Origin of the sequence: Pedobacter sp. JCM 36344 (assembly GCF_046546555.1) — a bacterium.
Lineage (GTDB): Bacteria > Bacteroidota > Bacteroidia > Sphingobacteriales > Sphingobacteriaceae > Pedobacter.
The window spans coordinates 137061-163966 of sequence record NZ_JBKHKK010000002.1 but is presented as its reverse complement, the minus strand read 5'-3'; the positions used below and the strand labels follow the sequence as shown (position 1 = coordinate 163966).

Genomic DNA, 26906 nt, shown 5'->3' with positions numbered 1-26906 from the left:
AGATAACTAGATTGGTGATTGATTGGTCCCGTAGTTCAACGGATAGAATAGAAGTTTCCTAAACTTTAGATATGAGTTCGATTCTCGTCGGGACCACAACCTTTAGCATCAAAAACTATCAAAAACCTGTAAATGAATGATTTACAGGTTTTTATTTTTTCAGAAAATACCCGTTTTAAGCACCTTTTCCCTGTATTCTGGTGCGCAAATCGAGCGCAAAATGGAAAAATCAAATCTGCTCACCAGAAGTGCTTTAATTAATTGAAAATCAAGTAGTTCAAAATTTGAACATCTTGACAAAATGGCCCCAAAAAGAGACTTTTGTTATACTTTTTAAATCAATTTTGGTGAGCAGATTATGAATGTAAAATTTAACCTTCTTTTCTTTTTAAAGAAAAGGGCCAATTATCAGTCTGGAAGCGTTCCAGTATACCCCCGCGTTACCGTTAACGGTAAAAGAAGCGAGATCGGCATTAGTAGAGAAATCGAACCCATAAACTGGGACCACCGGAAAGAGCGGGCTAGGGGCACTAAGGAAGAAGCCCGAGAAATCAATGCCCACATCGAAAACGTTTCGACCAAGATCAGGTCGATCCAGAGTAAGCTGGAGAAAGAGGAAATATCTTACACTTCAGAAGAACTGAAGGACGAATTCCTTGGTAGGGGCTCGAGCTCCAAGATGTTGCTTGAGGTGCTTGAAGAGCATAATACGGAAATGGAAAACGAAGTGGGTAGCGAAAACGGTTTTAGTGCCAATACCGTGCGAACCTGGAAAAGCACGCACGCCCATTTAAAACAGTATATCAACGAAAAATATGGAAAACCAGATTACGAGATCAGGCGTATCGATGTCAATTTCATTACTGGTTATCGTGCCTTTTTAAGGACGACAAGGAAATGTATACCGATTTCTGCGGATAAATATCTAAAGTACCTTAAAAAGATTATACTGCTTGCGCTTTCCAGGAAGTGGATTATCGAAAATCCTTTTCTCTTTGTAAAGCTTACCGCTAAACCTAGCCCAAGAGAATTTCTCAGGGCACATGAACTTGACCTGATCAGGAACAAAGAAATCAAGATAGATCGCATGGCTCAGGTAAGGGATATCTTTGTTTTCTGTTGCTATACTGGTCTTGCCTACATAGATGTCAGAAAACTGAACAGGGAAGAGATTGGTATCGGTGACGATGGCAAGCAGTGGATATTTGCAAAGAGGCATAAAACCGATACCCCTGCAAGGATTCCGTTATTGAATGAGGCGTTAGATATTTTGGAACGCTATAGTGACCATCCAATGTGCAGGTTAAAATCGACCCTGCTCCCTGTTTACACCAACCAACGGATGAACAGCTATCTAAAGGAAATAGCCGATATATGCGGTATCCAGAAGACGTTCACCTTTCATATGGCCAGACACACCTTTGCCACGACCGTTACCCTGACAAACGGCGTGCCCATGGAAACGGTCTCAAAAATGCTCGGTCACACGAGCATTGTTACCACGCAGCACTACGCTAAGATCTTGGATGGTAAAATCGCAGAGGATATGCAATTTCTACAGGAAAAGCTAGACCGTAAAGCTGGAAGGAATGTAAAGGTCGAGGATGTGCCAGTTCCACAAACAAGAATTCTAAAGATGTACAAGCGTTAATTTCAAATAATTTCCCCCGCACATTTGCGGCCTACGTAACCGCCCTCCCACTATTCCACCCCACAGGTTACCGTTTTGGTGTCTACGGAAAATGTAACCCCTGTTTTGCATGGGGTGGAATGTTAGTGTCCGCTGGTGTGTAACCAATAACCATCCGCTTAACCCCCAATCCCTATAATATCTGCATCTTGTTACTGGAATTGCAACAATAAAGTTGACATTCGGCTAAGCTGCAATATTCTGTTTGTTTAAGTTTCGGGCAAATTCCTCTGGGGACAAATATCCCAGTGCAGAGTGTAGTCTTTTACGGTTATACCATGTTTCTATATATTCAAATACAATACGTGCTGCATGCTCTTTGTCAGTGAATTTGTGTTGGTACACACATTCAGCTTTCAATGTTTTAAAGAAGCTCTCAGCCACTGCGTTGTCCCAGCAATTGCCCTTCCTACTCATGCTTCTAATGATTAATGGATTTTTTTCCAGTAACAACCGGAATTCGTGGCAAGCATACAGAACCCCACGATCAGAATGAAAAATGAGTTCCCGGGTAACTGGTCGTCTTGATTGTGCCATTTTAAAAGCAGGGATAGCCGTGTCATTCGCTTTCATTGTTGTACTAAGTGCCCAGCCAATAATTTTTCTATCACCCAGGTCAATTACTGTAGTCAAGTACAGCCAGCCTTGCCTGGTCCTGATATAAGTAATGTCGGAAACCCACACAGCACACAATATTCTCGGCTTAAAATTACGATCCAGTACATTCTCTGGTACAGGGAACTTATGGCTAGAGTCTGTAGTAACCTTAAACTTCTTCTTTACAATGCTTCTTAACTTTGCTTTTCTCATGATCCTGGCAACTCTGGACCTGGAGACCTTGATTGATTTTTTATGCAGCTCCAAGGTAATCCTGGGACTACCATAAATCTTTTTACTCTTCTCAAAAGCTTGCAATACCTCGGTCTCAATCATCTGATTTTCAATACTTCTGTTTGACGGCCTGCTAGTTGCCCACTTGTAAAACCCAGCCCTGCCAACCTTAAATACTGAACACATTTTCCCAACTAAAAATATCCTGCTGTGATCCTTTATGAACCCGAATATTTGTTGTCTCCCTTGGAGAAAATGCTGATGGCCTTTTTTAGGATATCGCGCTCCATTTGTGTTTCACGCAATTCTTTCTTCAACAAAGCCAACTCTTGCTCAGCTGCACTAAGTATGATTTTCCCATTTCCAGGAAAACTACTGTCCTTTTTATTGGAAAACTCTTTCCGCCAACGATACAACAATGCGGGACTAATATCTAGTTCTTTCGCAAGGGCACTCTGGTCTGTGCGGGTGTTACTTAGTTCAACGCTCATCACCTTGAACTCTTTAGGATACGATTTTCTTTCTCGTGACATAATTTCTGTTAAGTTACCAAATTCACTTAACTTGCTGTCTACTCAAAGGTAGCAACTCCAAGTAACTCTAATAGTTATAGTAATTAGAGTTACATCTATTAGAGTTTAATTAGAGTTTTTGGTGATAAATATCCTTTACAAGTTGTAAATGCAGATTATTAATTAGAGTTAATTAGAGATGATGATGATAAACATGCGGGCTCTGTTAGTATTTCTGGATCTTATGATAATATCTAAGTCTTTTATATCTTGTTAATTCTGTTAGGGGATAGCTAAATTCGACTATTCTTACCATACCTCCTTAATATCGCTCTGCGCTCCTCCCGGGTTATATTCGCTTATGTAAGCCAGTCGTCCATCGTCATGGTCCATAATAGCGAAGAGGGGGCAATGAGATCTATTTGAATTACTGACCCACCTCAGGGACTTCACTCTCCTCAGCATTGGCTGTTTTCAATTTTTCCTCCCATTCCCTCTTTTTTTCCTCTGGTTCAATCAAAAGCTTGTATTCGATGTAATCTGTAAAGCAGCGGATAAACTCCTCATTGCAATTCTCCTTTAATAAAGCGATGACGCCCTGCAGATGTATTTTCTTCAAAGAAAGTTTAGTTGTTGCAAGTGCATAAAGGAATTCCACGAGGCCCTCACCCTGCTCTTGGGTATGGTATTTTATCAATGTCTGAAATGTGCCGTACATTTCGAAAGAAAGGTCCGTGTCGATATGATAGGCAAGTTCATCCGGTTTTGCTGCCCGAAGGATTGACGCCTGTATAATGCCGTCATTGAACCTATTGAAGTTTCCGGGGTCCAGCAGATTTCTTACAAAAGGGGATTGGGCCAGGCATTTTATAGGTAAGGATTTTTTGGGGGGAGCAAGCTCGTTATTCCTGAGTGTATTTATGATATTGGACATGGTAAAGTAGATGTCCGCCTGGCTCACATCCTGGTCATAATCCTCAAAATCAAAGAAGGCAAAATTCTTACGTATCCTGAGTTCCTCTTGCCCACTGTCTACAAGCCGAGGGAAGAAGAGTTGGTCAGCGAGCCCCCGCATCTCATCTCCCTCACTTTTTTGCAATAGTGCTTTCCTTTTTTCCAGGTAGGCCACCGACTGCTCTGGGATATTTTCTTTGCTTCTGAAATACCCAATCATAGAGGCAAGAAAATTAGACTCGCTTAGCCAAGAAGTATCTATAGAATTATTCTCACAGAATATGGTTTCTACCTCATGGAAACTATTGGTATCGGGGCCATATGCGCCTTGCTTGAGATTACTTTTGAGGCCATGGAGATATTTAATGTTTTTAGTTCGAGATATGCCGATAAAATATACAATCCTAAGCTGATGAAATTTTCTCAAAGCTCGGCTTATATAAAGCAGATTTTTTCCATTAGAAATGCACGATCCAACCACAACGACACTACCAGCGGCACAATCCTCTAAATCCTTAATGTCATCCTGAGTTATCACTTCAGGAACTTCTGCATTTTGGTAGTTGGCCGAAATTTCCTTCTGTATCAGGCCAGCCAATTGAAGAGAAGCTTTGTCATCCTGAGTTATCACTTCAGGAACTTCTGCATTTTGGTAGTTGGCCGAAATTTCCTTCTGTATCAGGCCAGCCAATTGAAGAGAAGCTTTGTCATTCAGACTGATAATTTTTCTTGTACTACTCGGTATGTATTGATTGATATAATTAGTCAATCTCTCACTATAGTGCGGATATTTGCCTTCCGACACCCCTTTTAGTACCTGATAATAATCAATGTATATTTCGTATTTGCTCGACTGGCTCTCTTTGTAGTTGACTTTTAAGACATTTTCCTTTCGTTTCACCGACATAAACTGTTTCACAAACTTGGACAGATAGGTTTCCGTATCTTTCACACCGATCATGATTCTATTGATATGTGGTTTTTCTAAAAGGAATACGTCCCCAGAAACTTCCACAGGATAAGAGCCACGGTCACAGAGGTCACAGGCTCCTTCGGCATAAGTCTGGTAAAAAGGAACTCCATTAACATTCCCAACAGATTGGGTAAGATTACAAACTACTTTGTCTCTTATGTTTGCCAATTTTGTTTCATCTCCCAAAAAGAATAGGATGATGATGTTCTGCCTCTCGATTAGGCGGTGCCTTTCCAATATGTAGGTAATGATTTTTGCCGATGTAGAGGCCGAAATGAGCAGGAGCGCATTGGACATGTAAGTTACCGGATTTTTGTAAAGGCCTTGGTAAGAACTAAAACTGTCAATGGGTACTTGGATTTTATCGTCGTTGCCCAAAAACCTGTTCTTGAGATTGACAAGCGCAAAGGCCAAGCTATTTATGGAGGAGGTATCGCAGTAGATCTGGGAGTGGATTTCTTCGTCAAAATGACCAAGCATAGCAAATGCAATAAAATATATCTCAGAACTATAGAGCAGTATATTGCCCGTCCTTAGAAATTTGTCACAATGCTTACCAGATGGAAAAACGAAATGGTGCGCTCCCTCTGCAGAAACCAGTCCGCCACGTTTGATAAATATCTGCTGGAGGCCTTCGTTCAAAAAATTGTCAGCAAATCCTTTTGGGAGGCCCCCAAGATTATCTAGTTTCCCATTCTTTTGAAACGTTACGACCTTTAGTCCTTCTGCAAGACTTGTTTCTTGTCTTTTGGGTATGCCTTTAAACGTTCTGTTGATGTCCTCGATAAATATCTTGTTGAGCTTATCGGAAAGATAAGCCGGACCTAGAACAAATATTTTGTCCGTCTGGTAGTGGGCACCATAAAAACGCTTGATTTCCGCTTGGAGAATATCTTGATCGATTTCGTCGCGATCACAAAATATGACTGTTGCCGAAACTGATTTGTGCACCTCCTTGTAGTCAAATCTGTATATAAAGAAATTGTTCATTTAAAATTCGGTATATGCTATTGGATAGACGATCGTCACAACCGTGCCTTCAATGGGTTTGAACTCAGTAAACTTGTCGTTCGTATTGTTTCTCCAATCGTAGAGTATTATATTCTTCGACTCGGCAAGTTCCTTATATCCGTGAGAGATCATATTGCGGTACACGCACGAGTGCCCGGTTTTGATCCTGATAAGGCCCCTGCCGTCAAGTATCTTGAGAATTTCATCGAGACCCAGCCCCTTTTCCTCTTTGTACATCCCGTGATCTGACGTAGCATGCTTTGTCAAGCACCTTTTAATGATATCGATTTCATCCATCTCATGTCCGACCTCGTTCAAGGACCGGTATTTGGCAGCAAATCCTATTCCTCCGTCAAATACCGACATTTCCATGAAATAAAGTTCATTGTTGGAATTTTCCTTCAGCTTCTTGCTCGAAAAAAAATCTTTCATTCCTTTGTGCAATTTGTATTCTTCGATCAGGGTACTGCGTTTCTTTTTAATAAACTTGACAAGTGTGCCCCTGATATTAGGTTCCAGTCTAACATGAAATTTATCATGTCGACCCCATTCGAACGTATTCTTCATAAGTTCATAAATAATTGCTACGAACGGATCCTTTTCATGGTCAAATGCCCTGGGAAGTTCAGAGTGCATATAAAAAACTTCCCTTATTCCTTTCTCTATGCTGTTTCTGAGCTGGGTCTTCGTCTCGATGAATTCGTACCGATTTCCAAAACAAGGTAATAGCCTATCATCTGGGAGATGGTCGAATTCTGTGAGCAACAGTTTGTTTCCAGGGATTGTCCTTCCATTGAGCATTCTATCGCCGTAAAGCTTAGTCAGTTCTCGCAAAGGCATTTTAAGGTTGATGCCATTTTTGGAAAACACGCCTACTCTGTTCCAGTTTAAAACAACCACTGGAAAAATCAATTCATTTTTGAATAGCTCAGACAGGCTATCTTCCGATGTATCTTCGATGTCGATTAACAGGCGTTCCGCCTTTTCATACCTTAACCAAGTGATAATAAACTGTATTAAAGCAGGCACTATACCGAAGTGACCATAGTTAAGCATTTTTGGCAGCATAACATTTGCCCCGACATCAAATTTTCGGGCATTTTCAAGCTGCGTGAGATAAAGATCTACGTCTTCTAATCTTGAATTTTTCTCTATATTGATTGTAATCATCTAGGCTAATCTGAGTTCCTTAATAATCTTATAAATATAGTGGTTGGCAAATGATTTAAATCATCTATAAGAAATAAATCAAAAGTGTTGGATACTGTTAGCTTCAACTAAGTGCGAGGTGGGGTTATCATAGCCGAAACAGAATATTTAGAGGTATTGCTTAGGGCAGAATATCATGATGACAGCGGGTCATTTTCGTAAGGATGAAGAGGGAATAATATCTCGGTCGAGGCCGATAGTGGCAATACTATTTCATCTTTTTAAAAACATTCCCTATCTTAGTGTATCATTTGGGGCCAAAACAACGTCAAACAGTTTTGGTGAGCAATTTGATGGTTAGACTCTAAAAATAGGCCTTTTAACATATAAGAACGGGATTCTTCGATTCTCGTCGGGACCACCAAAAGCACTCATCGAGTGCTTTTTTATTAGGAATCGCCCTTCTAGGCCATTTTGAGAATAAAAGCATATCATATTGTATAGAATAAAACAGGCCATTCGGTTACCTATTGGACAGCCAACACAATTAGCGAGCTTTATAAAACCAGATGGCAAATTGAAATTTTCTTCCGAGAAATTAAGCAGAATCTGCATATTAAATCCTTTGTGGGAACAACTGAAAACGCGGTGATGATCCAAATCTGGACCGCCCTGATTACCATCCTCATTTTAAAAGCACTCAAGGCGATGGCTAAATATAAATGGCACCTCTCAAATTTTATGGCGTTCATCAGGCTGAATATATTCGTCAAAATAAACCTACAGCAATGGTTAGATAAACCCTTCGATGAACCACCATCAACAATGCCTAATTCTTGCACACACGGGATTCTTTTCTAAAAATTATCAAATACATCCCAGATTTGACCTTAGGTAGGGACTTTACCTAAAAAAAACGTTTAGGACACTATTATTTTATCATGTTTAAAAACATTATCTCCACATTTATTCTTGGTTTTATAAGACGGATAGATTGCGATTGTTAAAGATTTCCAGCAAAGAGAAAATAAGTAAAAGCAGTCGAAATACTATAATGGTGCAGGTAACATTTTAATTTCTGTCTATACAGCTTTGTTAAATGAGATAGTTTAACGGCATTCATAAAGGATTTTACAGTTAGGAGAAAACAATTAAGCGGTCGGAATACTTTAATGTTTTCTGCTAACCTTGAAAACGGTAAAAAAATTATAATTTTAAGTTCCTAATCCGTTGTTTTTAGCATCCCAGCATGGAAGAAAACAGCCTTGCAAGCTCCAATAGATTGCTCATATTATCTGATTAAAACTTTATCTGTGCGTTAAAGATTTCCCGCTGCTGGATGAAACTACTTTCATCGTACAAGAGTCCGTGGTATAGCTTCTAAACTAGACTTAGGTTTGACAGCTACCTTCCTTACTTCTATTCTTTTCCAGGTTTCCTGCCAACCAGAATTGCCGGGAACAGGGTCAGCTTTTAGAGTCAGCAGCTTTTTATCTTTGCTGAATTGATAATAGATATGGGCAGTTTTACCAGCCGCCTGCGCCATGAAATCATCTGTATCTTGGGCAATGAATTCCCAGTACTCTAACTCACTTTTGATCACATATTTGCCATGATGTGTGTTAAACACCTTATCACCAGCAGTCCTAGTATTGAAAAACTCTCCTCTTTTATCAAAATACTTCTGAAAACTATACCCTGCATCTGCAGGTATGCCTGTCAGCTCCCAGCCTCCGAGGAAAGGGTTCTCCTGTGCATTCAGGTTGAAAAAATTGAATAGGAAAAGGCAGAGCAGAATGAGTTTAGATTTGATCATGGCGTTTAAAATTACTAGCCAATATAAAAAAAAATATTGGGGCTGTATATAAGAATTTATCAGTTGAATAATGAACCAATCTGAATGTCGAATTCTTTGGCTAGAGCTGTCAAATCATATCTGGTATTACTCAGTTCAACGCTCAGCACTTTGAAGCCTTTCGGGTACGCTTTTCTTTTTCCTGACATCATGTTAAGTTATCAAATTCCCTTAACTTAATGTCTGTTCAAATGTAGCAACTTCAGTGGAAGAAATGATCCAAGCTTTAGGAATACTGGCATCGGTGTTTAGGTAATAAGACGGCGTTTTTACTTTTTTGTAGAACTTTGCCTCGGCATAATTTCCGCTTCAATAGTTATTTCTTTTTTGATTTCGGGATTGGATTTTCCGTTTATTAAATGGGTAAAATATACATTAGCCGCACTTCTCCCCATATACTTACTTCTTTGATTCACAGAGGACAGAGTTGGTTTTACCAGTTCTGTAAAAGTTTCATTCGCAAATCCAAAAACACCCAATTGTTCTGGAATTTTTAACCCTAATTGTTCCGCTGCACTAACAATACCTAAGGACTGGTAATCGGATACATTAAAAAATGCATCGGGCGGTTCTGGCATGGCTAACATAGAAAGAGCTTCATGCATAGCTTCTTCACGTGAAAATGCACAATCAACAATAAAGTTGTAGGGTATGCTTAAGCCAGCTTCTCTTATAGCTTGAAGATAACCCTCTTTACGATTTTTAAATGCAATTAAATGTTCAGGCCCCCCAAGGAATGCGATCCGCTTATAGCCTTGTTTAATTAATTGACTTACAGCACCATAACTAGCTTCTTTGTTGTTATTGACAACTCTCCAGCTATCCACATCTTCAAGATACCTGTCAAATTGGATCAAATGAATATGATTATTTCGTATTTGCTCTAAATAGTCTGATGATTTAGTTTCTGCAGAAATGGAAATGATGATACAATCTACATTTTGATGGATGAGTGTATCAATAGAAATACTTTCTTTTTTATAGGATTCCTGTGACTGACAAATAATTAAGTTGTGGTTATTTTCAAAACAGACTTCTTCTATTCCAGCAATGGCATCAGAAAAAAAATGCTGATTAATATGAGGCACAATAACACCTATGGTTTTTGATGATCCTCTGCGCAGGTTTGCAGCAGTTGAATTGTGCTTGTAATCTAATTCAATTGCTTTTTTATTAACCATTTCTTTTAGCTTCTTGCTAGCCCCGCGATAATTGTTCAAAGCTTTTGATACGGAGGAGGGAGAAATGCCCAATTCTAAAGCGATATCGTATATAGTAGCTCTTTTTTTCGTCATGAATAGGTTAATTAAAACAAAGATAACAAATCGAATAACATCAGATAATGGAAATAGATATCGATAATATCTAAAAAAATCAATCATTGATAGTCAGGTGTTTATAATTTATACACACGCTTTGAATGTAATTATGGAAATCGATTTCTGTAATTACATATATTTGTTTTAAATCAGAATTTACTCCTGGTTTAAACCTATTAACCAAATATGGCGTATGAAATATTTTTTAACTAAAAGCAGAGGTCACTCTGCTGTCGATATCGTACAGCTGCGGTCTTTCAGATGGTTCGTACCTTACCTGGCTATTATTTTATTATTTCTCTTTTTTCCACCCGCTGCACATGCCCAACAAAAGATTGCCGGCAAGGTCACGTCTGCTACTGAAACCTTGATAGGTGCTACAATTGAGGGATTGGGTTATTTTGACCTTAAAAGATGGCAGATTGCCGCTGAAGTATTGAATAATGTTAAAGACGGCTTACTTCCCTATAAAATCAAGTTAAGTACAATTTTATACTATTTAGATAACAATTAACTAATAAATCCTTAATTTTTTATCATGATAAAAAAAATCTTCATCACTATCTTCTTGGGATACGGGCTTATATCGACCGTATTTGCACAACAGAATCTGCAACTTTGGTATAAACAACCCGCCACAACCTGGACGGAAGCTTTACCATTGGGCAATGGCCGCTTAGGCGCGATGGTCTTTGGAAAGGTGGATGAAGAAATTATCCAACTCAATGAAAGTACGCTATGGTCAGGTGGCCCTGTTAAAACAAATGTAAATCCCAATTCGCCATCGTATCTACCTCAGGTAAGAGAGGCTTTACTAAAAAACATGGATTATCCTGCCGCATTAGAACTTAACAAAAAGATGCAAGGTCTATATTCTCAGTCCTATTTGCCTCTTGGCGATTTGATCATTAAGCAAAAGTTTAAAAATGGCTCACCCTCATCTTATTATCGGGATTTAAATATTCAGGATGCCATTACGACCACAAGGTTTAAAGTAGATGGAACATCATTTACCCGTCAGGTATTTGTATCAGCACCTGATCAGGTTATTGTCATCAGGCTTACTGCAGATAAACCCAAACAACTCAGCTTTAAAGTTGGAACCAAAAGCCTGTTGAACTATGAAAATGTGGTTGTGAATGAAAATGAGATGGTCATGAAAGGTAAGGCGCCATCAAATGTTGACCCCAACTATTATAATCCAAATAAGGAACCGGTTAAGTATGAAAAACCAGGTTCATTTAATGGCATGCGTTATGAGTTAAGAGTGAAGGCTTTGAGTAAGGATGGAACTATTCAAACAGATGAGAATGGAATTGATGTTAAAAATGCTTCGGAAGTATTGCTTTTGCTTTCTGCTGCAACTAGTTTTAATGGCTTTGATAAATCTCCTGACCTGGAAGGTAAAAATGAAAGTAAACTGGCACAGCAATACCTGAATGCTGCAACACCAAAGCCGTTTGCAAACTTGTTGAAAAACCATTTATCCGATTATCATAAATATTTCAACCGAGTAACTTTTAGCTTAAAAAACAATCCCGTCAACACAAATTTCTTATTGCCTACTGATGAACGATTAATAGGTTATACTAAAGGTGCGCAAGATCCAGGATTAGAAACCTTATATTTTCAATATGGTCGTTATCTGCTTATATCCAGCTCCAGGCCTGGCGGCACAGCGGCAAATTTACAGGGAATTTGGAATAAAGAATTGCGAGCACCCTGGAGCTCCAATTACACCATCAACATTAATACCCAAATGAACTACTGGCCGGCCGAAGTTACTAACCTATCCGAAATGCATGAACCATTATTTGACCTCATAAAGGGTCTTGCTAAAACTGGAAAAACAACAGCTAAGGAATTTTACAATATGAATGGCTGGGTAGCCCATCACAATTCTGATATCTGGGCACTTTCAAATCCTGTTGGCGATAAAGGCCATGGAGATCCCAAGTGGGCTAATTGGGCAATGGGTGGAAACTGGTTAAGTCAGCATTTATGGGAACATTACCAATTTACAAGAGATAAAAAATTTCTCAAAGAAACTGCCTATCCATTAATGAAAGGAGCTGCGCTTTTTACACTCGATTGGTTGGTGGAAGATAAAGACGGATATTTGATTACAGCACCTTCTACATCTCCAGAAAATGATTTTATTTATGATAAGGGCAAAAGGGCAGGCATATCTATAGCCACTACGATGGATATGTCTATTATCTGGGATTTATTTACTAACCTGATTGATGCCTCAAATGAACTTGGTGCAGATCAGGATTTCCAGAAATTGCTGATAGAGAAGAAAAAGAAATTATATCCGCTCCATATCGGACATCAAGGAAACCTGCAGGAATGGTATAAAGATTGGGAAGACGTGGAACCACAGCATCGCCATGTTTCTCACCTGTTTGGTCTTCATCCTGGAAGGCAGATATCCCCAATCAACACGCCTGAATTTGCGAATGCAGCAAAAAAAACACTAGAGGTACGTGGAGATGATGGCACAGGCTGGAGTAAAGCCTGGAAGATAAATTTTTGGGCCAGACTTCTGGATGGAAACCATACCTATAAACTACTCCGCCAATTGTTAAAAGCGACAAACGTCACCACAACAGAAATGTCTAAAGGTGGAGGTACTTATCCTAATTTATTTGATGCACATCCACCCTTTCAGATTGATGGTAATTTTGGTGGTACAGCAGGAATAGCAGAAATGCTTATACAAAGTCATTTGAATGAAATACATCTTCTACCAGCCATCCCCGATACCTGGAGTCAGGGAGCGGTAAAGGGACTTAAAGCCAGAGGTGGTTTTGAAGTGTCTATGAACTGGAGTAATAACAAATTGACCTATGCAGAGATAAAATCGCTTGCAGGAAATACATGCAAAATAAGAACGGGTATTCCTGTAAAAGTCAAAGGACTGAGCCTTAAGACTGAGTTTACAAAAAATGGCTACGTGATGTCTTTTCCCACACAAAAAGGAAAGAAATACGAGCTAATAGCGCTGTAGTTTAATTACAGGGTACTTACGTCACATAACATTAACTTATTTTATCATGGCTTTACCTGCTGGTTTCATAATGAAAAATATGGATATAAAATTGGAATCATAACAGATTTAATCTTATTCGCGTTGGGTTGCTTCTTATTTGTTCCTGCTGCAAACACCAAGCATTACGATTTCTTCCTGGTGGCATTGTATGCGGCCATTAATATACTGTCGTGTTTTGTTGCCATTTCAGCACATGGAATGATAACCGTATATGCTGTAATCTTCTTGTTTGGATGGAAGGGACATAAACTAGTAAAAGCCTATGCCGATCAAGGAGGGATTACCGTATTTGATACTGCCGGTAGCAGCCGAAAAACTGGCATTGGAAGAGATTAAGAAGCTAATTGTAAAATACAAAGCCTTTACATACATTTATCTACTACTCATAAAATATGTGTGAATACACGATTAATGGCAAGCATCTGATAATTTTTTCAACTTAAAAATAAATGAAAAAAATAACAACAAAAGCAAAGCAAATATTTTTAATGATTGGAGCTACAATAACATGGTTCGCTATTGGACTTCAATTTTATCTTATTATTCTTAATAGGGTAGAAGCAGTGCCAGAAACAATCGTTAGGTTTTTTAGTTTTTATACCATCCTTACTAATATTCTTGTTGCTTTGTGTCTTACGGTTCTTTTGTTGAAGCCGAATTCTCGCTGGGGTAATTTTTTTTCACGACCAAATGCGTTAACCGCTATAACAATTTATATTGCCGTTGTTGGAATATTATACAATTTAATTTTGCGACAAATATGGAACCCTGAAGGGTTTCAGCGAGTAGCGGATGAACTACTCCATGTGGTTATTCCTTTACTGTTTATTTTGTATTGGTGTATATTTGCGCCAAAAGCTGGATTGGGATGGAAAAATGCTTTTCCCTGGCTTATTTATCCTCTTATTTATGCGATTTACATTTTATTTCGTGGTGCATTATCTGGATTTTATCCTTATCCATTTATTGATGTAAATGCCCTTGGATATAATACAGTGCTTTTAAACAGCGTTGGTTTATTTATTGGATTCTTCTTACTATCACTATTGTTTATTGCAATTACAAAAGCGGTGAGTCGGAGGAACGCTAATACTTGAGTAACCTTTTGTATGATTTTATTTTGGTGTTCGTCATAACAAAGTATGTCATGCCTGGGATAACGATAGAAAAGGGCAGATAGGTATCCCTACATGCAGGATGCGACGTACCTTACCTGAGTTTTGGCTGTAAGCGTATCTTTAAACCATTTGGTGATATCACCTTTTAGCCTTATATCCATTAAATGGTCATAATAGAGGCTTCTATTAAGTTGCAGGAAATCAGATAAGTATAATATTGGTTGTTTTGGGATTCCCTTAGAAACAAGGTACAAAAAGATCATTAATCTTCCAACCCCACCATTTCCATCCAGAAATGGGTGAATGGTTTCAAACTGTTAATGTATCAGGGCAATCTTCAAAAGATCAGGATAGTAATTGAGTTCATAATTCGCAAATTTTTCAATGTCCGACATTAGTTCTGCAATAGAAGAATGCCATAGGAAGAAGTATGTGGTTTGAAAACTAGCGCAATAACAGTAAATCATGTAAATTGCCCAAAATGATTTATGAGTACAAATAACGTAATTCCAGAATACCAAAGTTTTAATGAATTCTATCTTCAACAGGTGATTCCTTACAAACAATTGAATCCAACTCATATTAGATTAGATGGTAAGATTTTAGGATCGTCAAGGAACGTTTCCGCATACTTCTGGTATCTGAACAAAAAATGGAAAGTTGATGCTGATACGCATATCGATCGACTGAAGTTGGCATTTTATAAGTCAGAAACTACCGCTGAGCCTTTTTCAATAAAACAAACCAGGGATAAAAAAGGGGAATGTTTGGTAATCAAAGGACAACCTTTAAGAGACAAGAAGTTTTATATTTACAAAGCGAGCAAAGAATAGCGGAAGAACGTGGTCATCAGGAAAAGTAAGTGCTAAACCCGGCGAAATTGTAGTAAATAGCAAATGAATTAAGAAGAAGGAGAATTTTAATAAATTCCAGGCTAACCTAAAAGAAGCACTTCATAAAAACTGGACAAGAACTTGTCCATGAATGCTCATCCCACTGACCATGACATCCTAACTTATGAAGGGATGCACCTTGTTTAAGATTACGGTTATGGATCAGGTCTCTCTGGTTAACAGAGGGGATTGCTGGTTTCATTTGTTGATGTAGATTTTTTCTCTCTATTTCGTCATCGGGTTCGAGGCCTTTTTTATTACAGAAACAAAGCGGAATCTCCTAAATAAAGTGGTATAAGAAAACAACATCACCCGTATAGGCAGGTTTCTTTTGGTCTTTGATATTTAATGTTGCTTCAATTACAACTTTGGTAGTTCCTCTTAGGTTTGCGATAGCTTTAAGTTTTGCCTTTAGCTGTACTTCATTATCAACTAAAACGGGTTGCCCGAATTTAAAGTTCTCAATTCCGTAATTGATCTCCATTTTGATATTGCGCACTTCCGCAATCTGTTTCCATAAATAGGGAATCAAAGATAATGTTAGATAGCCGTGGGCAATAGTTGCTTTAAACGGTCCTTCACGTTCTGCTTTCTCTTTATTAACGTGAATCCATTGGTGATCCAATGTGGCGTCAGCAAATTGATTAATTTGATTCTGGTCAATCGTATGCCATTGGGAAAGACCTATTTCCTTTCCTAGATGCGACTCATACTCTTCAAAGTTGTTTATTATTATCATATTCTTTTTATCACTTTAACTATATGCTCAGACCGAGCAACAAATTTCAATCCAAATTAGCTCTGGCAGTTCTTTCGGCTAAGCTGTTCTAAAAGTAAAAAAAGCCAGCAGAATTCCCTGCTAGCTTTTGCTTTTATTTTAAATAAATTTCAATATTCTTTATATTAGCCATCAAACTTATCTATCCCGAACTCGGGAAGGCTTTTCTTAATGCTTCCGCCTCACCGGCTGTAAGTTTTGAAACACTACCGTGGCGGGCATCTGGCGGTATAGAAATCTTCTCTATAATTTTCCAGTTCATTAGGTCTTTTGATCTAGAGATTCCATACCTATCAGCCATGGGATAGTCGTATAGTAATAGCCATCCTGATGTGAAAGGGTCTTTCATCACACTTGGACCCTCTGTTATTGTCGGTGCGATCTGTCCCTTATTTAATGGGCCGCTATAGATTTGGTAAGGACCTTCAATTTTATTAGAAGTCGCTACTCTTATTCCCCTTCGCTCTCCTGTTTTAATCCCGAATTCTTCTTCTTTATGAAATAGATAATATATTTTACCATTCTTTATTAACGTGCCGTCAATTACTGAATATGGAGGGTTGAACAGTACTTTCGCTGTTGTAAATGTCTTCCAGTCTCTGGTTTTTGAATACCAAAGTCTACTTTTTTTCCAACCGGCATCCTCGAATGTAGAAGACCAGAATAGCGTGTATTCCTTTGTCGCTTCTTCGTAATAAAACTCTGGTGCCCAAATGTTGTTAACCAGGTTGCCAGATTCATTTTTCACCTCTTTCATGAGGTAAAGAGATTGCTCAAATTGCCAATGAATCAAATCTTTTGAAGTTGCGAAGGTGCAACTTGGACCATATTTTTTACGGGCATCCGCATCACGACTCCCACCTGTTGCTACCAATCGCCATAATCCATCTGACCCGCGGCTTATAAACTGGTCACGAACAAACTGGTCCCAAATAGGTTTATTGTCGTTCAAAGGGGTCCAATTCCTCCCATCTATGGACAGTGCGATATGCAGCTTTGCAATTAACATGGGGTCTGGTAATGGGACCTCTATTGTTTCGCCCTTTTCATTGATCTCTATTCTTGTTGGGTAGCGCTGACGAAAATAAGTTAGCATCCAAACGTCTTTTTTGCTATTCTTGAATTGTGAATAAGCCGGTTTAATTCCTATAAGGAGTAGCAAAAGCGGGATAAATCCTAGAAAAGGTAAAGGAGTTGATCTGGTCATATCTTAGGTAAAAGTAAAGTTGAGTAATTAATATTAATTGCCAAAGCAAACAATCATTGCATATGATGGTATATAAATATACATTTAGTCTTAAATAATTTTTTATGAAACTTAAACATGCTTTGATTTTATTGTTGTTGGCAGGAATATCGGCCAGCCAGGCACAAATGGTAACTCCGGAAAAAGTTAAAGTTAAAGGTGGAGAGCTTGTGATCCAACCGATTACGCATGCGACCTTAGTCTTGACTTACCAAAAAAAGAATATTTATGTAGATCCAACTGGTGGCGCGGAAGCTTTTAAAGGACTAGCTGCCCCAGATATTATTCTAATTACTGACATCCATGGTGATCACTTTGATCTTAAAACCATTCAGGCAATTAATACCAATAAGGCTGTGTTTATAGTCCCTCAGGCTGTGGCTGACAAACTACCTGCTACGTTGGATAAGCAGAAGCTCGTAATCTTAAATAATGGCGATAAGATTATGCAATTGGGAATGTCTATCGCTGCGGTTCCAATGTACAATCTTCCGGGAGCACCAAATGCTAACAACCATACTAAAGGACGAGGCAACGGGTATATTTTAGTAATAGGAGGCAAAACGATTTACATTTCCGGAGATACAGCCGATACCCCGGAAATGCGCGCTTTGAAAAATATTGATATCGCCTTTGTTTGTATGAACCTACCCTATACAATGGACGTGAATTCTGCTGCGGAAGGTGTACTGGCTTTCAAACCTCAAGTTGTTTATCCCTACCACTATCGCGGACAAGATGTAAACAAGTTTAAAAGTCTGGTAAATGCTGGTGATAAAAACATTGAGGTAAGGTTGCGCAACTGGTATCCTGAGGCGAAGTAGCTAATAGGAGCTATTGCTTGTTAGCAAATAATAACGGCGTTCGTCAAAAAGCTAAAAATACTATATTTAGTGATTGGGATAGATTAAATAATCATCAGTAATTCATGTAGTTAATGCTTAAAATACGCTTGCTCGTTTTGCTTGGAGTTTTCCCCGCATTTATTTTTGCCCAACAACAGGCTCAGATAGATTGTTTAGCGAAACTGCTGACAAAGGCAAGTACTCAAGGTATAAAAAAAGTGACGGGATATGCTTCGCAAGCTAGATTGCTTTCTGAAATGCTTAAATATCCACGGGGGGAGGATAACGAGATCAGTGTTATGATTGAAGATAATGGTATTGGTTTTGATCAAAGCAGTAAAGATTTTTCTAACGGCATTGGCTTAAAGAATATACAAATCAGAATAGAGTATTTGAAGGGAACTGTCGACATCTCTTCTGAGCCCGGAAAAGGTACGCTTGTCGCTCTTTATGTTCCATTAGAATCTTAAATTTGGCTCATGATAGATTTGTTCCACATGGGCTCAATTGAGGATGAAAACCTGCTCCCAAAAGATGGTGTCGTTAATTATTATGGAAAAGTAATGTCCTTAGCTCACTCAAATATTTATTTGCAGAAGTTGATGGAAACCATTGCCTGGAAACCTGATGAAGCCGTTATTTTTGGCAAGCACATCTTTACGAAGAGAAAGGTAGCCTGGTATGGCGAAAGCGAGTTCAAATACACGTATTCCAAAACTACAAAGCAGGCCCTAGTATGGACTCCTGAACTATTAGAACTGAAAGTATTGATTGAGCATAAAACAGGTGAAACATTCAACTCATGCCTTCTGAACTTATACCATAACGGCGATGAGGGAATGGCATGGCATAGCGACGGGGAAAAAGATCTTAAAAGGAATGGCGCAATTGGATCGCTCAGTTTTGGCTCCGAGCGTAAGTTTTGTCTTAAGCATAAAATAACTAAAGAAACAGTATCGTTGACGCTGGAAAATGGGAGTCTTTTGGTGATGAAGGGGGAGACCCAATCTCATTGGTTACATAGATTGCCACCAACAAGGCTTGTGTCCAAGCCAAGGATCAATTTAACCTTCAGAACAATAACTGATTAGTCATAAGGTGCAACTTGAAAAAGGACTGAAAATTCATTAGATTTGCAATAACACAACTAAATAAAACCTGTATGTTTCAATTCAGATATGCAAAAATATACGCTGGTATATTCTTTGCCATATGTATCTCAATCGCGCTTTACGCCTGTAAAGCCGTTGCTCCAAAATCAGCCGCTGCTAATAACGAATCAAATCCTCAAACGATGAAAGCCGCCAGAATATTAGTGTTTTCAAAGACTAAAGGCTTCTACCATTCTTCTATTCCAGAAGGCATTAAGGCGATAATGAAGCTTGGTGTCGAAAATAAATTTCAGGTCGATACTACTAAAGATGCCAAATACTTTGTGGACGATAGTCTAAAGAATTACAGAACTGTAATATTTTTGAGCACAACGGGCAACATTTTGAACTCTGATCAGCAAGTTGCATTCGAAAGATATGTTGAAGCCGGCGGAGGTTTTGTTGGGATTCACGCTGCGGCGGATACAGAGTATGACTGGCCATGGTATAACAGGTTGGTTGGAGCGTATTTTTTAAGTCACCCAGGTAATCCAAACGTCCGCAAGGCAACGATAGAAGTGAAAGATACCACTCATATACTGACTAAAGGCTTGCCGAAAAGGTGGGAAAGAACTGATGAATGGTATAATTATAAAAGTATTCAGGAAGACCTCAAAGTCTTGGCGAGGTTGGACGAAACCACTTATGAGGGTGGAGAGAATGGAGACAATCATCCGATAGCATGGTACCATGATTATGATGGTGGTCGCGCATTTTATACAGGTGGAGGCCATACTGATGAAACATATAAAGAGCCACTTTTCTTGAATCATTTGCTTGCTGGAATCAAATATGCAATTGGAAATAATACGTTACTAGACTATTCGAAGGCCTACGCGGTTAAGAAACCGGAAGACAACCGTTTTACTAAAACTATTTTATCAGACGACTTGAATGAACCAATGGAGCTTGCTGTTGCCCCAGATGGGCGCGTCTTCTTTATTGAAAGAGCGGGAAACTTTTATGTTTTCAACCCAGAGGATAAAAAAACAACTCTTGTATATAAATTCCCTGTCACAGCAGTCGATAAGTACCTGAATGGGCTACTTGGTATGACAATTGATCCGAATTTTGCTACTAACAATTATTTATATTTCTTCAATACAGCTGGGCCAAACGACAAGCTCAGACAACATATTTCGAGATTTAAAATAAGCAAAGATAATCAGCTTGATCTAAAGTCCGAAAAAGTGATTATCGAGATTCCTATCGAGGCTGAAGTAAGTGCGCATACAGGTGGGTCTATGGCCTGGGACAAGCATGGTAACCTTTTTATTTCTACCGGAGACAATACGGTACCCTTCGAGTCTGAAGGTTTCGCCCCTATCGATCGAATGGCTAACCGGGTAAACTATACAGCGGAACGATCTGCTGCCAACACGAATGACCTTAGGGGAAAAATACTACGCATACATCCGGAAGCAGACGGTAGCTATACGATTCCGGAAGGAAACCTGTTTCCAAAGGGCATGACACTAACCCGCCCAGAAATTTATGTTATGGGTTGTAGAAATCCCTATCGCATTTCTGTAGATCCGGAAACGTCTACGGTCTACTGGGGAGAAGTTGGTCCGGATTCTGGAACTGATGGAAAGCAAGGACCTAGAGGTTATGATGAATTTAACCAGGCTAAGTTGGCAGGAAACTTCGGCTGGCCTTATTTTGTTGGAGACAACAAGCCGTATATGCAGTACGATTTTGCCACCAAAGTAGTCGGTGCACCTTTTGATGTAAGTGGCCCGGTTAATAACTCGCCATATAACACCGGACTTAAAAAGCTTCCTGCTCCGCATAAACCTATGGTATGGTATCCATATAATCGCTCTGATCAGTTTCCTATGCTGGGTCAAAGCGGCCGCTGCGCCATGGGTGGACCGATGTATCACTTTGACGCAAAGTTGAGTTCAGGCACGAAGTTTCCTGAATATTATGACAAAGGGTTGTTTGTTTATGATTGGATGCGGAACTGGGTGTTCGTATTAAGGATGGATGAGAATCAAGATTACAAACGTATGGAACCCTTCATGGAAACAAATGGGGATTTTAGACGTCCGGTTGATATTGAGATTGGTCCGGATGGCACTTTTTATATGTTAGAGTATGGTGCTGTATATGGCATTGATAATGTAGATGCCCGACTGGTTCGAATAGATTACAATGGTGGGAACAGAGCTCCGGTGGCGAAACTTATAGCTAAAGATACAGTGGGCTTAGCCCCTTATAAAGTAGCATTCAGCTCTAAAAGTTATGACAATGACGATGAAGATAAGTTGAGCTATCAATGGTATTTTGATGGAAAGACGGTTGGTTCTGTAGTGCAAAACCCAACACATACCTTTACTGAGAATGGAATCTATAACGTGAGATTGGAAGTTAGAGATGCGGCGGGTTTGGTAGCAAAAGACAATGTACAGGTTAAAGTAGGTAATACATTTCCGGATGTAACCATCAGTACACCTAATAACAGTTCATTCTTTTTCCCGGGTGTTCAGAATCTCAATTATAAAGTTGTTGTGAAGGATAATGAGGATAAAGTTATTGATCCAAAGAAGGTAAAAGTTAATCTTGATTTTATTGCAAAAGTAGAAAGCAATACGTCTTTAGTTGGACACCAAGAAATTACGCCCAGCTATAATTTCGGACAAGCGTTAATCGCAAAAAGTGATTGCAAAGCTTGTCATCAGGTGAATGCTAAATCTGTAGGCCCCTCCTTCCTGCAGGTTGCCAAGCGTTATCAAGGGCAGAAAACTGCCGTGGCTAAATTAGCGAATAAGATCATCGTTGGTGGTGGTGGTGTTTGGGGAGAACACTCGATGAGTGCACATCCGCAGATCTCGAATGATGATGCCACAGAGATTGTGAAATATATATTATCCTTAGGTATTACAAAAGACAATACGTCTTTGCCTCAGCAAGGAATCGTTGCGCTGAACAAGCACACTGCATTGCAAGACCAAGGTAGATATGTGCTATCAGCATCCTACACTGACAATGGAGGAGCAATTACTCCTTTGACTAAAAAGGAGACTATTGTGCTACGGCCGGCAAAAGTTCAGGCTGAAGATGCAGACTTAATCAAAAATGCTAACAAAAGCAGCACTAATGTGGGAAGTATTCACAATAAGTCTTATTTTGTTTTCAGGGGTATTGATCTTAAAGGTATCGGTAGCTTAAGTTACTTTTACGCCTCTTTAAATCAGTCGGGTTTGATAGAAGTTCGGATGGATTCTCCGAAAGGCGAGGTAGTCAGTAAAATAGAGTTCAAACCAACTGGTAATTGGGACAACTACAAAACGCTTACTGCTCCTTTGACTGCGGTTACTGGAAAGCATGATTTGTATTTTATTTTTATTAAGGATGCAAAGCCAAATAATGACCTTATTAGTGTGGATTATATTAATTTCAACAAGGTAGGAAATTAGTGAACTGAAGCTGGTTGGTGTTTCTCTTTATGGAAATTTTCCATTACAAGAATCGCGGCACCAATCAGCTCTGCATCAAATCCAATTTCGGAGATAATTATATCTGTTTCACTAGAAAGCCTGGGAATACAATATTTATTTAGGGCTTGCTGGATAGGAGCCAGAAGTAGTCTCCCAACTTTAACACCTCTTCCGCTTATTACTATGGCCTTAGGATTCATGATGTGTATAAGAATGGAAAGACCGCGACCAATTTTGTATCCAGCTTCTGAAAGCAATTCTATAGCAAATTGATCCCCCTTGTTTGCCACATCCATCAAAGCATCTCCTGCGTCAACCTTCGATCTTTCATCAAATCCCCGAAAGCTGGAGATACGGCCGCTTTTAATTCCTTCCAAAGCCTTTTCTGCTACTGCAAGTAGAGAAGCTTCGGCTTCAAGACAGCCTTGCTTACCACAGGAGCATAGTGCACCTTCTTCCGTAATTGGAATGTGACTAAATTCCCCTGCGAAACCTGAATGGCCTCTGAAGAGTTGTCCGTTAATAATCATACCGAGACCAATACCCCAGCTTAAATTAATAACCATCACATCTTTAATATCTTTAGCCACCCCAAATTTGAGTTCGGAAAGTGCGATGAGACTGCTGTCGTTGTCGATAAAAACAGGTAAACCGATCGCATCAGAGATATGTCCTGTTAAGCTCTCTTCAGCGGCGTCTAAATACGTATGATTAACGCCTTCATTAATATTGACAAAGCCTGGCATTCCGATACCCACGCCAATTAACTTTTCTTTATCAAGGCTATGTTTTGCAATATGATCTACGATTATCTTCGTGAGTGAGGCTAGAGAGTTAACGTTATTTAAAAGCTTAAGCTCAAAAATTTCTACAGGTGTAATATAATTGTTGAGAAGATCAACCGTAACTATTCGTGTAGAAAGCTGATCCATTGCGACTGTAACTATAAATAGCCTATCGGATTTTACGGCATACATTAATGGTCTCCTTCCCCCGCTTGACGGAGCGTAGCCTTGTTCAATTACCAATCCCATTTCAATTAAATGGTTTAGCGACTTGGTAACCAGTGGTATACTTTTATCTATTTTGGAGCTCAACTCTGCGCATGACATTACAGTGCCATAATAAAGTTGCTGAATAATTTCAGCGTACAGCTTTGAGTTCTTCTTGTTGGTGTTAAACACTCTGATGGATTTAAATAAAGATGCAAAAATATGCATTAGGTTTATAAAGACTGTTAACTTTAATAAAAAGAATTACCCTTAACTAGTGATTTTTCTGCTAACTAGACAAACTTAATTGTTTATTTAAATATCTTATTTAATCTTATTAATTTATTTTTAAAGTTCCATATTAATTTTATTAGTTTTGAGATAGGCAGAGGTCTATGAACCAGCTATTTACAGTAGACTATCGAAATAAGCTTTTTAGAACCAGAGCGCTAAGTTTGTTGAAATCGTTGGTATATGCTATTTCGATAGTGCTGTGAATCGGGCTGATGGAGAAAAGAAACATTCGTTTAAAAATTTAATACCTTGCTGAGGTAATTCTTAACTATGAAAAAGTCCCTGCTTTTTATCCTTGTTTTAATTTTAACCAAAGTTTCCTATTCCCAAAAGCGATCATCTTTTGATGCCAGAGGCCTGAAAGTAAGCTGGGAAACGGTGGAGAATAATTATAAGGAAACAAAGGAAACCTATTCAAAATTGACCTTGACCAATATTAGTAAAGAGTTTTTTCCCGCAAGCGGATGGACGCTTTATTTTAATGCACCAAACCTTAAAAGTCTTAATGAAACAGGAGGCTCAGTTAAGGTTGAGCTGATCAATGGGGATTTCTTTAAAGCTAGACCGGAGAGGATATTCAAGGGATTGGGATCAGGTAAATCTATAGTTATTCCATTACTCTCAAGAGACCTTATCAAGAGAACCGATTTCCCGAGAGGATTTTATGTCGTATTTAGTTCCAGGCCTTCCAACGCGATTCCTGTAATTTATGAAGCGCTAACGGCTATAGACTACAGCAGACAACAGCAATTGATTGCGGAAAAAAATTATCAGGAGAATGACGAGATCGAAGACATTCCTCTATCATTATTGCCACCTATATTCCCTAGTCCTTCGAGCATCAAGAATACTAAAGATATTTTCAATCTGAATAAACTGACGAAGATAATCACCGACCCAGCATTTGGCCCCGAGGCAGCGTACCTAAATGACGAGTTTGAAAAGCTTTTTACCTTCAAGCCGCTACCTGGGACTACGGAAAAGCAAAACGTAATTATTTTACAAAAGCTTTCTTTACCGTCTAAAGAGGCATATAAACTACAGGTTACTTCAAATGAGATTATAATAGGAGCTTCTGGCAAAGAAGGTTTGTTTTATGGAATTCAATCCTTAAAGAACCTATTTCCCATCTCAATCTGGTCGACTAAACAGGATGCTATAGCGATCCCTGGAATATCAGTCAGTGATGCACCACGCTTTCCTCACCGTGCCTTTATGATGGATATTGCCCGTAACTTTCAGGGTAAAAAGGCAATACTTAAGGTCATTGAAATGATCTCGTTTTACAAGCTAAATGTGCTCCATTTGCACCTTAATGATGATGAAGGCTGGAGGATAGAGATTCCAGGTTTACCTGAGCTGACTGATGTTGGCTCCAAGAGAGGCCACACACTTAATGAACAGGAAAACCTGATACCTTCTTATGGATCGGGACCGACTGTTAACGCCAATTCAGGAAGCGGCTTTTTAACAAGAGCTGATTATCTCGAGATATTGGAATATGCAACAATACGACATGTGGAAGTTATTCCGGAGTTTGAGACCCCAGGACACGCCCGTGCAGCAATAAAATCTATGGATGCCCGCTATGAAAAATTGCTTAAATCTGGAGATAAGACCGGTGCTGAACAATATTTATTGCGTGATCTAAATGACGCTTCAGTGTATAGATCTGTCCAGGGCTGGAACGATAACGTAATAAATCCGGCACTACCCTCAGTCTATAAGTTTATTGAGAAGCTGGCAGACGAAATGATCGCTGTTTATAAAGAAGCAGGCGCCCCATTAAACACCATACACTTTGGTGGTGATGAAGTGCCAGCAGGCGTTTGGGAAAAGTCTCCTGCCGTAGCTAATCTCTTGAAAATAGATGCCAGCGTAACATCTGTCGATGAGGTTTGGAATTACTACTTTAAAAACGTCAACAGAATATTGAAAGCGAGAAACTTGTTTCTTTCAGGATGGGAAGAAATCGGTTTAAAGAAAGAGATGGTAAATGGGCAAAAGCAAATGGTTTTGGACCCACGGTTTGCCGGGGAAAACTTCCACGCAAACGTATGGAATAACCTAAATCCTAATGAAGACCTTGCGTATAAGCTTGCGAATGCCGGATACAAAGTTATATTGACAAACGTAACCAATATGTATATTGACCTTGCCTACAATAAAAATTTTGAGGAGCCCGGACAATATTGGGGTGGTTTTGTTGACGTAGATAAATTGTTCCGCTTTAATCCTTTTAAGCTTGATCAGCCTGCCAATAAAGAGGTTTTAACGGAGAAGGGTAAACGCAATATTATTGGGTTGCAGGCGCCGTTGTGGAGCGAGATAATAACTACCGAGGGTCAGCTGGAATATTTGATGTTGCCTAAATTATTGGGTCTTGCCGAACGCAGCTGGTCACCCACTCCAGATTGGGCAACGCAAACTGATGTTAAAAAGGTTTCTTCATCCTATCAATATGCATGGTCAGAATTTCTCAATGTGATTGCTAAGAAAGAACTTCCAAGATTAGATTCCTATGCTGGTGGTTTCCGCTATAGAATTCCTATGCCGGGTCTGATTATGGAAGAGGGTAAGGTCTTGGCAAACGTGCAGCTCCCTGGTTTTGAGATACGCTACACAACAGATGGCACTGAGCCCGGTAAAAGCAGTAAACTGTATGTGGAACCAGTTGCAGATGCAAAAAATCTATCATTCAGGGTATTCAATGCTTCGGGCAGAGGAGGTAAAACTATCAAGTTTCTAAATGGAGAAAAGGAAGGCGTAAAATAAGGACGAACTCACTATCTTCGTT

Annotated in this window: 21 protein-coding genes, 1 tRNA gene and 2 pseudogenes; 13 read left to right on the top strand and 11 right to left on the bottom strand. The window is 39.2% G+C overall.

Annotation, left to right across the window (positions count from 1 at the left end; translation table 11 throughout):
• Nucleotides 1-24 precede the first annotated feature (24 nt).
• Both ACHFIZ_RS02510 and ACHFIZ_RS02505 read left to right on the top strand, forming a co-directional pair.
• A tRNA-Arg gene (locus tag ACHFIZ_RS02510) sits at nucleotides 25-96 on the top strand.
• Between the two features lie 262 nt (nucleotides 97-358).
• The gene (locus ACHFIZ_RS02505; protein ID WP_410882528.1) at nucleotides 359-1651 is read left to right on the top strand and encodes a site-specific integrase; all 1293 of its coding nucleotides are present in this window, start codon (nucleotides 359-361) and stop codon (nucleotides 1649-1651) included.
• A gap of 225 nt (nucleotides 1652-1876) precedes the next feature.
• Here the strand turns inward: ACHFIZ_RS02505 and ACHFIZ_RS02500 are convergent, their stop codons facing one another.
• From ACHFIZ_RS02500 to ACHFIZ_RS02485, 4 genes are all read right to left on the bottom strand, one after another.
• Entirely contained in the window at nucleotides 1877-2743 is an 867-nt protein-coding gene (locus tag ACHFIZ_RS02500; protein WP_410882915.1) for an IS3 family transposase, read from the bottom strand.
• The gene (locus tag ACHFIZ_RS02495; protein WP_410882526.1) at nucleotides 2740-3054 is read right to left on the bottom strand and encodes a transposase; all 315 of its coding nucleotides are present in this window, start codon (nucleotides 3052-3054) and stop codon (nucleotides 2740-2742) included. Before ACHFIZ_RS02495 ends, ACHFIZ_RS02500 begins: the two co-directional genes overlap by 4 nt.
• A gap of 406 nt (nucleotides 3055-3460) precedes the next feature.
• Nucleotides 3461-5950 carry a hypothetical protein gene (locus tag ACHFIZ_RS02490; protein WP_410882524.1) on the bottom strand — a complete coding sequence of 830 codons (2490 nt, stop codon included), beginning with the start codon at nucleotides 5948-5950 and terminating at the stop codon, nucleotides 3461-3463.
• Entirely contained in the window at nucleotides 5951-7141 is a 1191-nt protein-coding gene (locus ACHFIZ_RS02485) for a hypothetical protein (protein WP_410882522.1), read from the bottom strand.
• A 516-nt stretch (nucleotides 7142-7657) separates the two neighbouring features.
• On the opposite strand from ACHFIZ_RS02485, the pseudogene ACHFIZ_RS02480 reads away from it, so the two are divergent.
• Nucleotides 7658-7793: pseudogene (locus ACHFIZ_RS02480) on the top strand (transposase); the annotation flags it as partial.
• A gap of 678 nt (nucleotides 7794-8471) precedes the next feature.
• On the opposite strand, the gene ACHFIZ_RS02475 reads toward ACHFIZ_RS02480, so the two are convergent.
• The 3 genes from ACHFIZ_RS02475 to ACHFIZ_RS02465 form a co-directional block, all read right to left on the bottom strand.
• Complete coding sequence (locus ACHFIZ_RS02475; RefSeq protein ID WP_410882520.1) at nucleotides 8472-8936, bottom strand: DUF4488 domain-containing protein; 465 nt, start codon at nucleotides 8934-8936, stop codon at nucleotides 8472-8474.
• 59 nt (nucleotides 8937-8995) lie between these two features.
• Entirely contained in the window at nucleotides 8996-9127 is a 132-nt protein-coding gene (locus ACHFIZ_RS02470; RefSeq protein ID WP_410882518.1) for a hypothetical protein, read from the bottom strand.
• Between the two features lie 117 nt (nucleotides 9128-9244).
• Complete coding sequence (locus ACHFIZ_RS02465; RefSeq protein WP_410882516.1) at nucleotides 9245-10270, bottom strand: LacI family DNA-binding transcriptional regulator; 1026 nt, start codon at nucleotides 10268-10270, stop codon at nucleotides 9245-9247.
• 217 nt (nucleotides 10271-10487) lie between these two features.
• Here ACHFIZ_RS02465 and ACHFIZ_RS02460 point away from each other — a divergent pair, with 217 nt between their 5' ends.
• The 4 genes from ACHFIZ_RS02460 to ACHFIZ_RS02445 all read left to right on the top strand — a co-directional run bounded on the left by ACHFIZ_RS02460 (nucleotide 10488) and on the right by ACHFIZ_RS02445 (nucleotide 14446).
• Complete coding sequence (locus tag ACHFIZ_RS02460; protein WP_410882514.1) at nucleotides 10488-10808, top strand: hypothetical protein; 321 nt, start codon at nucleotides 10488-10490, stop codon at nucleotides 10806-10808.
• A gap of 24 nt (nucleotides 10809-10832) precedes the next feature.
• Entirely contained in the window at nucleotides 10833-13307 is a 2475-nt protein-coding gene (locus tag ACHFIZ_RS02455; RefSeq protein WP_410882512.1) for a glycosyl hydrolase family 95 catalytic domain-containing protein, read from the top strand.
• A 123-nt stretch (nucleotides 13308-13430) separates the two neighbouring features.
• Nucleotides 13431-13685, top strand: coding sequence for a hypothetical protein (locus ACHFIZ_RS02450; RefSeq protein ID WP_410882510.1), 255 nt, complete (start codon nucleotides 13431-13433; stop codon nucleotides 13683-13685).
• 113 nt (nucleotides 13686-13798) lie between these two features.
• Nucleotides 13799-14446 carry a Pr6Pr family membrane protein gene (locus ACHFIZ_RS02445; protein WP_410882508.1) on the top strand — a complete coding sequence of 216 codons (648 nt, stop codon included), beginning with the start codon at nucleotides 13799-13801 and terminating at the stop codon, nucleotides 14444-14446.
• Nucleotides 14447-14535: 89 nt separating this feature from the next.
• Here ACHFIZ_RS02445 and ACHFIZ_RS02440 read toward each other — a convergent pair.
• Nucleotides 14536-14775 (bottom strand): annotated as a pseudogene (locus ACHFIZ_RS02440) (hypothetical protein); the annotation flags it as partial.
• Nucleotides 14776-14955: 180 nt separating this feature from the next.
• Between ACHFIZ_RS02440 and ACHFIZ_RS02435 the strand changes: the two are divergent.
• Nucleotides 14956-15300: a hypothetical protein gene (locus ACHFIZ_RS02435; protein WP_410882506.1), complete on the top strand. Its 345-nt coding sequence runs from the start codon at nucleotides 14956-14958 to the stop codon at nucleotides 15298-15300.
• A gap of 340 nt (nucleotides 15301-15640) precedes the next feature.
• Here ACHFIZ_RS02435 and ACHFIZ_RS02430 read toward each other — a convergent pair whose 3' ends face one another.
• Together ACHFIZ_RS02430 and ACHFIZ_RS02425 are read right to left on the bottom strand one after the other, a co-directional pair.
• The gene (locus ACHFIZ_RS02430; RefSeq protein ID WP_410882504.1) at nucleotides 15641-16099 is read right to left on the bottom strand and encodes a MaoC family dehydratase; all 459 of its coding nucleotides are present in this window, start codon (nucleotides 16097-16099) and stop codon (nucleotides 15641-15643) included.
• Between the two features lie 181 nt (nucleotides 16100-16280).
• Complete coding sequence (locus tag ACHFIZ_RS02425) at nucleotides 16281-17345, bottom strand: glycoside hydrolase family 43 protein (RefSeq protein ID WP_410882502.1); 1065 nt, start codon at nucleotides 17343-17345, stop codon at nucleotides 16281-16283.
• A 104-nt stretch (nucleotides 17346-17449) separates the two neighbouring features.
• Between ACHFIZ_RS02425 and ACHFIZ_RS02420 the strand changes: the two genes are divergently transcribed.
• From ACHFIZ_RS02420 to ACHFIZ_RS02405, 4 genes are all read left to right on the top strand, one after another.
• Nucleotides 17450-18208 (top strand): MBL fold metallo-hydrolase, encoded by a 759-nt coding sequence (locus ACHFIZ_RS02420; RefSeq protein ID WP_410882500.1) that lies wholly within the window; start codon nucleotides 17450-17452, stop codon nucleotides 18206-18208.
• A gap of 113 nt (nucleotides 18209-18321) precedes the next feature.
• Nucleotides 18322-18699 carry a sensor histidine kinase gene (locus ACHFIZ_RS02415; RefSeq protein ID WP_410882498.1) on the top strand — a complete coding sequence of 126 codons (378 nt, stop codon included), beginning with the start codon at nucleotides 18322-18324 and terminating at the stop codon, nucleotides 18697-18699.
• A gap of 9 nt (nucleotides 18700-18708) precedes the next feature.
• Nucleotides 18709-19320, top strand: a complete 612-nt coding sequence (locus ACHFIZ_RS02410) for an alpha-ketoglutarate-dependent dioxygenase AlkB family protein (protein ID WP_410882496.1) — start codon at nucleotides 18709-18711, stop codon at nucleotides 19318-19320.
• 71 nt (nucleotides 19321-19391) lie between these two features.
• Nucleotides 19392-22802 (top strand): ThuA domain-containing protein, encoded by a 3411-nt coding sequence (locus ACHFIZ_RS02405; RefSeq protein WP_410882494.1) that lies wholly within the window; start codon nucleotides 19392-19394, stop codon nucleotides 22800-22802.
• Here the strand turns inward: ACHFIZ_RS02405 and ACHFIZ_RS02400 are convergent.
• Complete coding sequence (locus ACHFIZ_RS02400; protein ID WP_410882492.1) at nucleotides 22799-24007, bottom strand: ROK family protein; 1209 nt, start codon at nucleotides 24005-24007, stop codon at nucleotides 22799-22801. The genes ACHFIZ_RS02405 and ACHFIZ_RS02400 overlap by 4 nt on opposite strands.
• A gap of 372 nt (nucleotides 24008-24379) precedes the next feature.
• On the opposite strand from ACHFIZ_RS02400, the gene ACHFIZ_RS02395 reads away from it, so the two are divergent.
• Complete coding sequence (locus ACHFIZ_RS02395) at nucleotides 24380-26884, top strand: family 20 glycosylhydrolase (protein ID WP_410882490.1); 2505 nt, start codon at nucleotides 24380-24382, stop codon at nucleotides 26882-26884.
• Nucleotides 26885-26906 lie beyond the last annotated feature (22 nt).

Coding starts and splice junctions, on each gene's coding strand:
- ACHFIZ_RS02405 (WP_410882494.1), top strand. CDS start 19,392: ATGTTTCAATTCAGATATGCAAAAATATACGCTGGTATATTCTTTGCC.
- ACHFIZ_RS02445 (WP_410882508.1), top strand. CDS start 13,799: ATGAAAAAAATAACAACAAAAGCAAAGCAAATATTTTTAATGATTGGA.
- ACHFIZ_RS02420 (WP_410882500.1), top strand. CDS start 17,450: ATGAAACTTAAACATGCTTTGATTTTATTGTTGTTGGCAGGAATATCG.
- ACHFIZ_RS02410 (WP_410882496.1), top strand. CDS start 18,709: ATGATAGATTTGTTCCACATGGGCTCAATTGAGGATGAAAACCTGCTC.
- ACHFIZ_RS02475 (WP_410882520.1), bottom strand. CDS start 8,936: ATGATCAAATCTAAACTCATTCTGCTCTGCCTTTTCCTATTCAATTTT.
- ACHFIZ_RS02425 (WP_410882502.1), bottom strand. CDS start 17,345: ATGACCAGATCAACTCCTTTACCTTTTCTAGGATTTATCCCGCTTTTG.
- ACHFIZ_RS02435 (WP_410882506.1), top strand. CDS start 14,956: ATGAGTACAAATAACGTAATTCCAGAATACCAAAGTTTTAATGAATTC.
- ACHFIZ_RS02455 (WP_410882512.1), top strand. CDS start 10,833: ATGATAAAAAAAATCTTCATCACTATCTTCTTGGGATACGGGCTTATA.
- ACHFIZ_RS02415 (WP_410882498.1), top strand. CDS start 18,322: ATGCTTAAAATACGCTTGCTCGTTTTGCTTGGAGTTTTCCCCGCATTT.
- ACHFIZ_RS02465 (WP_410882516.1), bottom strand. CDS start 10,270: ATGACGAAAAAAAGAGCTACTATATACGATATCGCTTTAGAATTGGGC.
- ACHFIZ_RS02495 (WP_410882526.1), bottom strand. CDS start 3,054: ATGTCACGAGAAAGAAAATCGTATCCTAAAGAGTTCAAGGTGATGAGC.
- ACHFIZ_RS02430 (WP_410882504.1), bottom strand. CDS start 16,099: ATGATAATAATAAACAACTTTGAAGAGTATGAGTCGCATCTAGGAAAG.
- ACHFIZ_RS02505 (WP_410882528.1), top strand. CDS start 359: ATGAATGTAAAATTTAACCTTCTTTTCTTTTTAAAGAAAAGGGCCAAT.
- ACHFIZ_RS02470 (WP_410882518.1), bottom strand. CDS start 9,127: ATGATGTCAGGAAAAAGAAAAGCGTACCCGAAAGGCTTCAAAGTGCTG.
- ACHFIZ_RS02485 (WP_410882522.1), bottom strand. CDS start 7,141: ATGATTACAATCAATATAGAGAAAAATTCAAGATTAGAAGACGTAGAT.
- ACHFIZ_RS02490 (WP_410882524.1), bottom strand. CDS start 5,950: ATGAACAATTTCTTTATATACAGATTTGACTACAAGGAGGTGCACAAA.
- ACHFIZ_RS02460 (WP_410882514.1), top strand. CDS start 10,488: ATGAAATATTTTTTAACTAAAAGCAGAGGTCACTCTGCTGTCGATATC.
- ACHFIZ_RS02395 (WP_410882490.1), top strand. CDS start 24,380: ATGAAAAAGTCCCTGCTTTTTATCCTTGTTTTAATTTTAACCAAAGTT.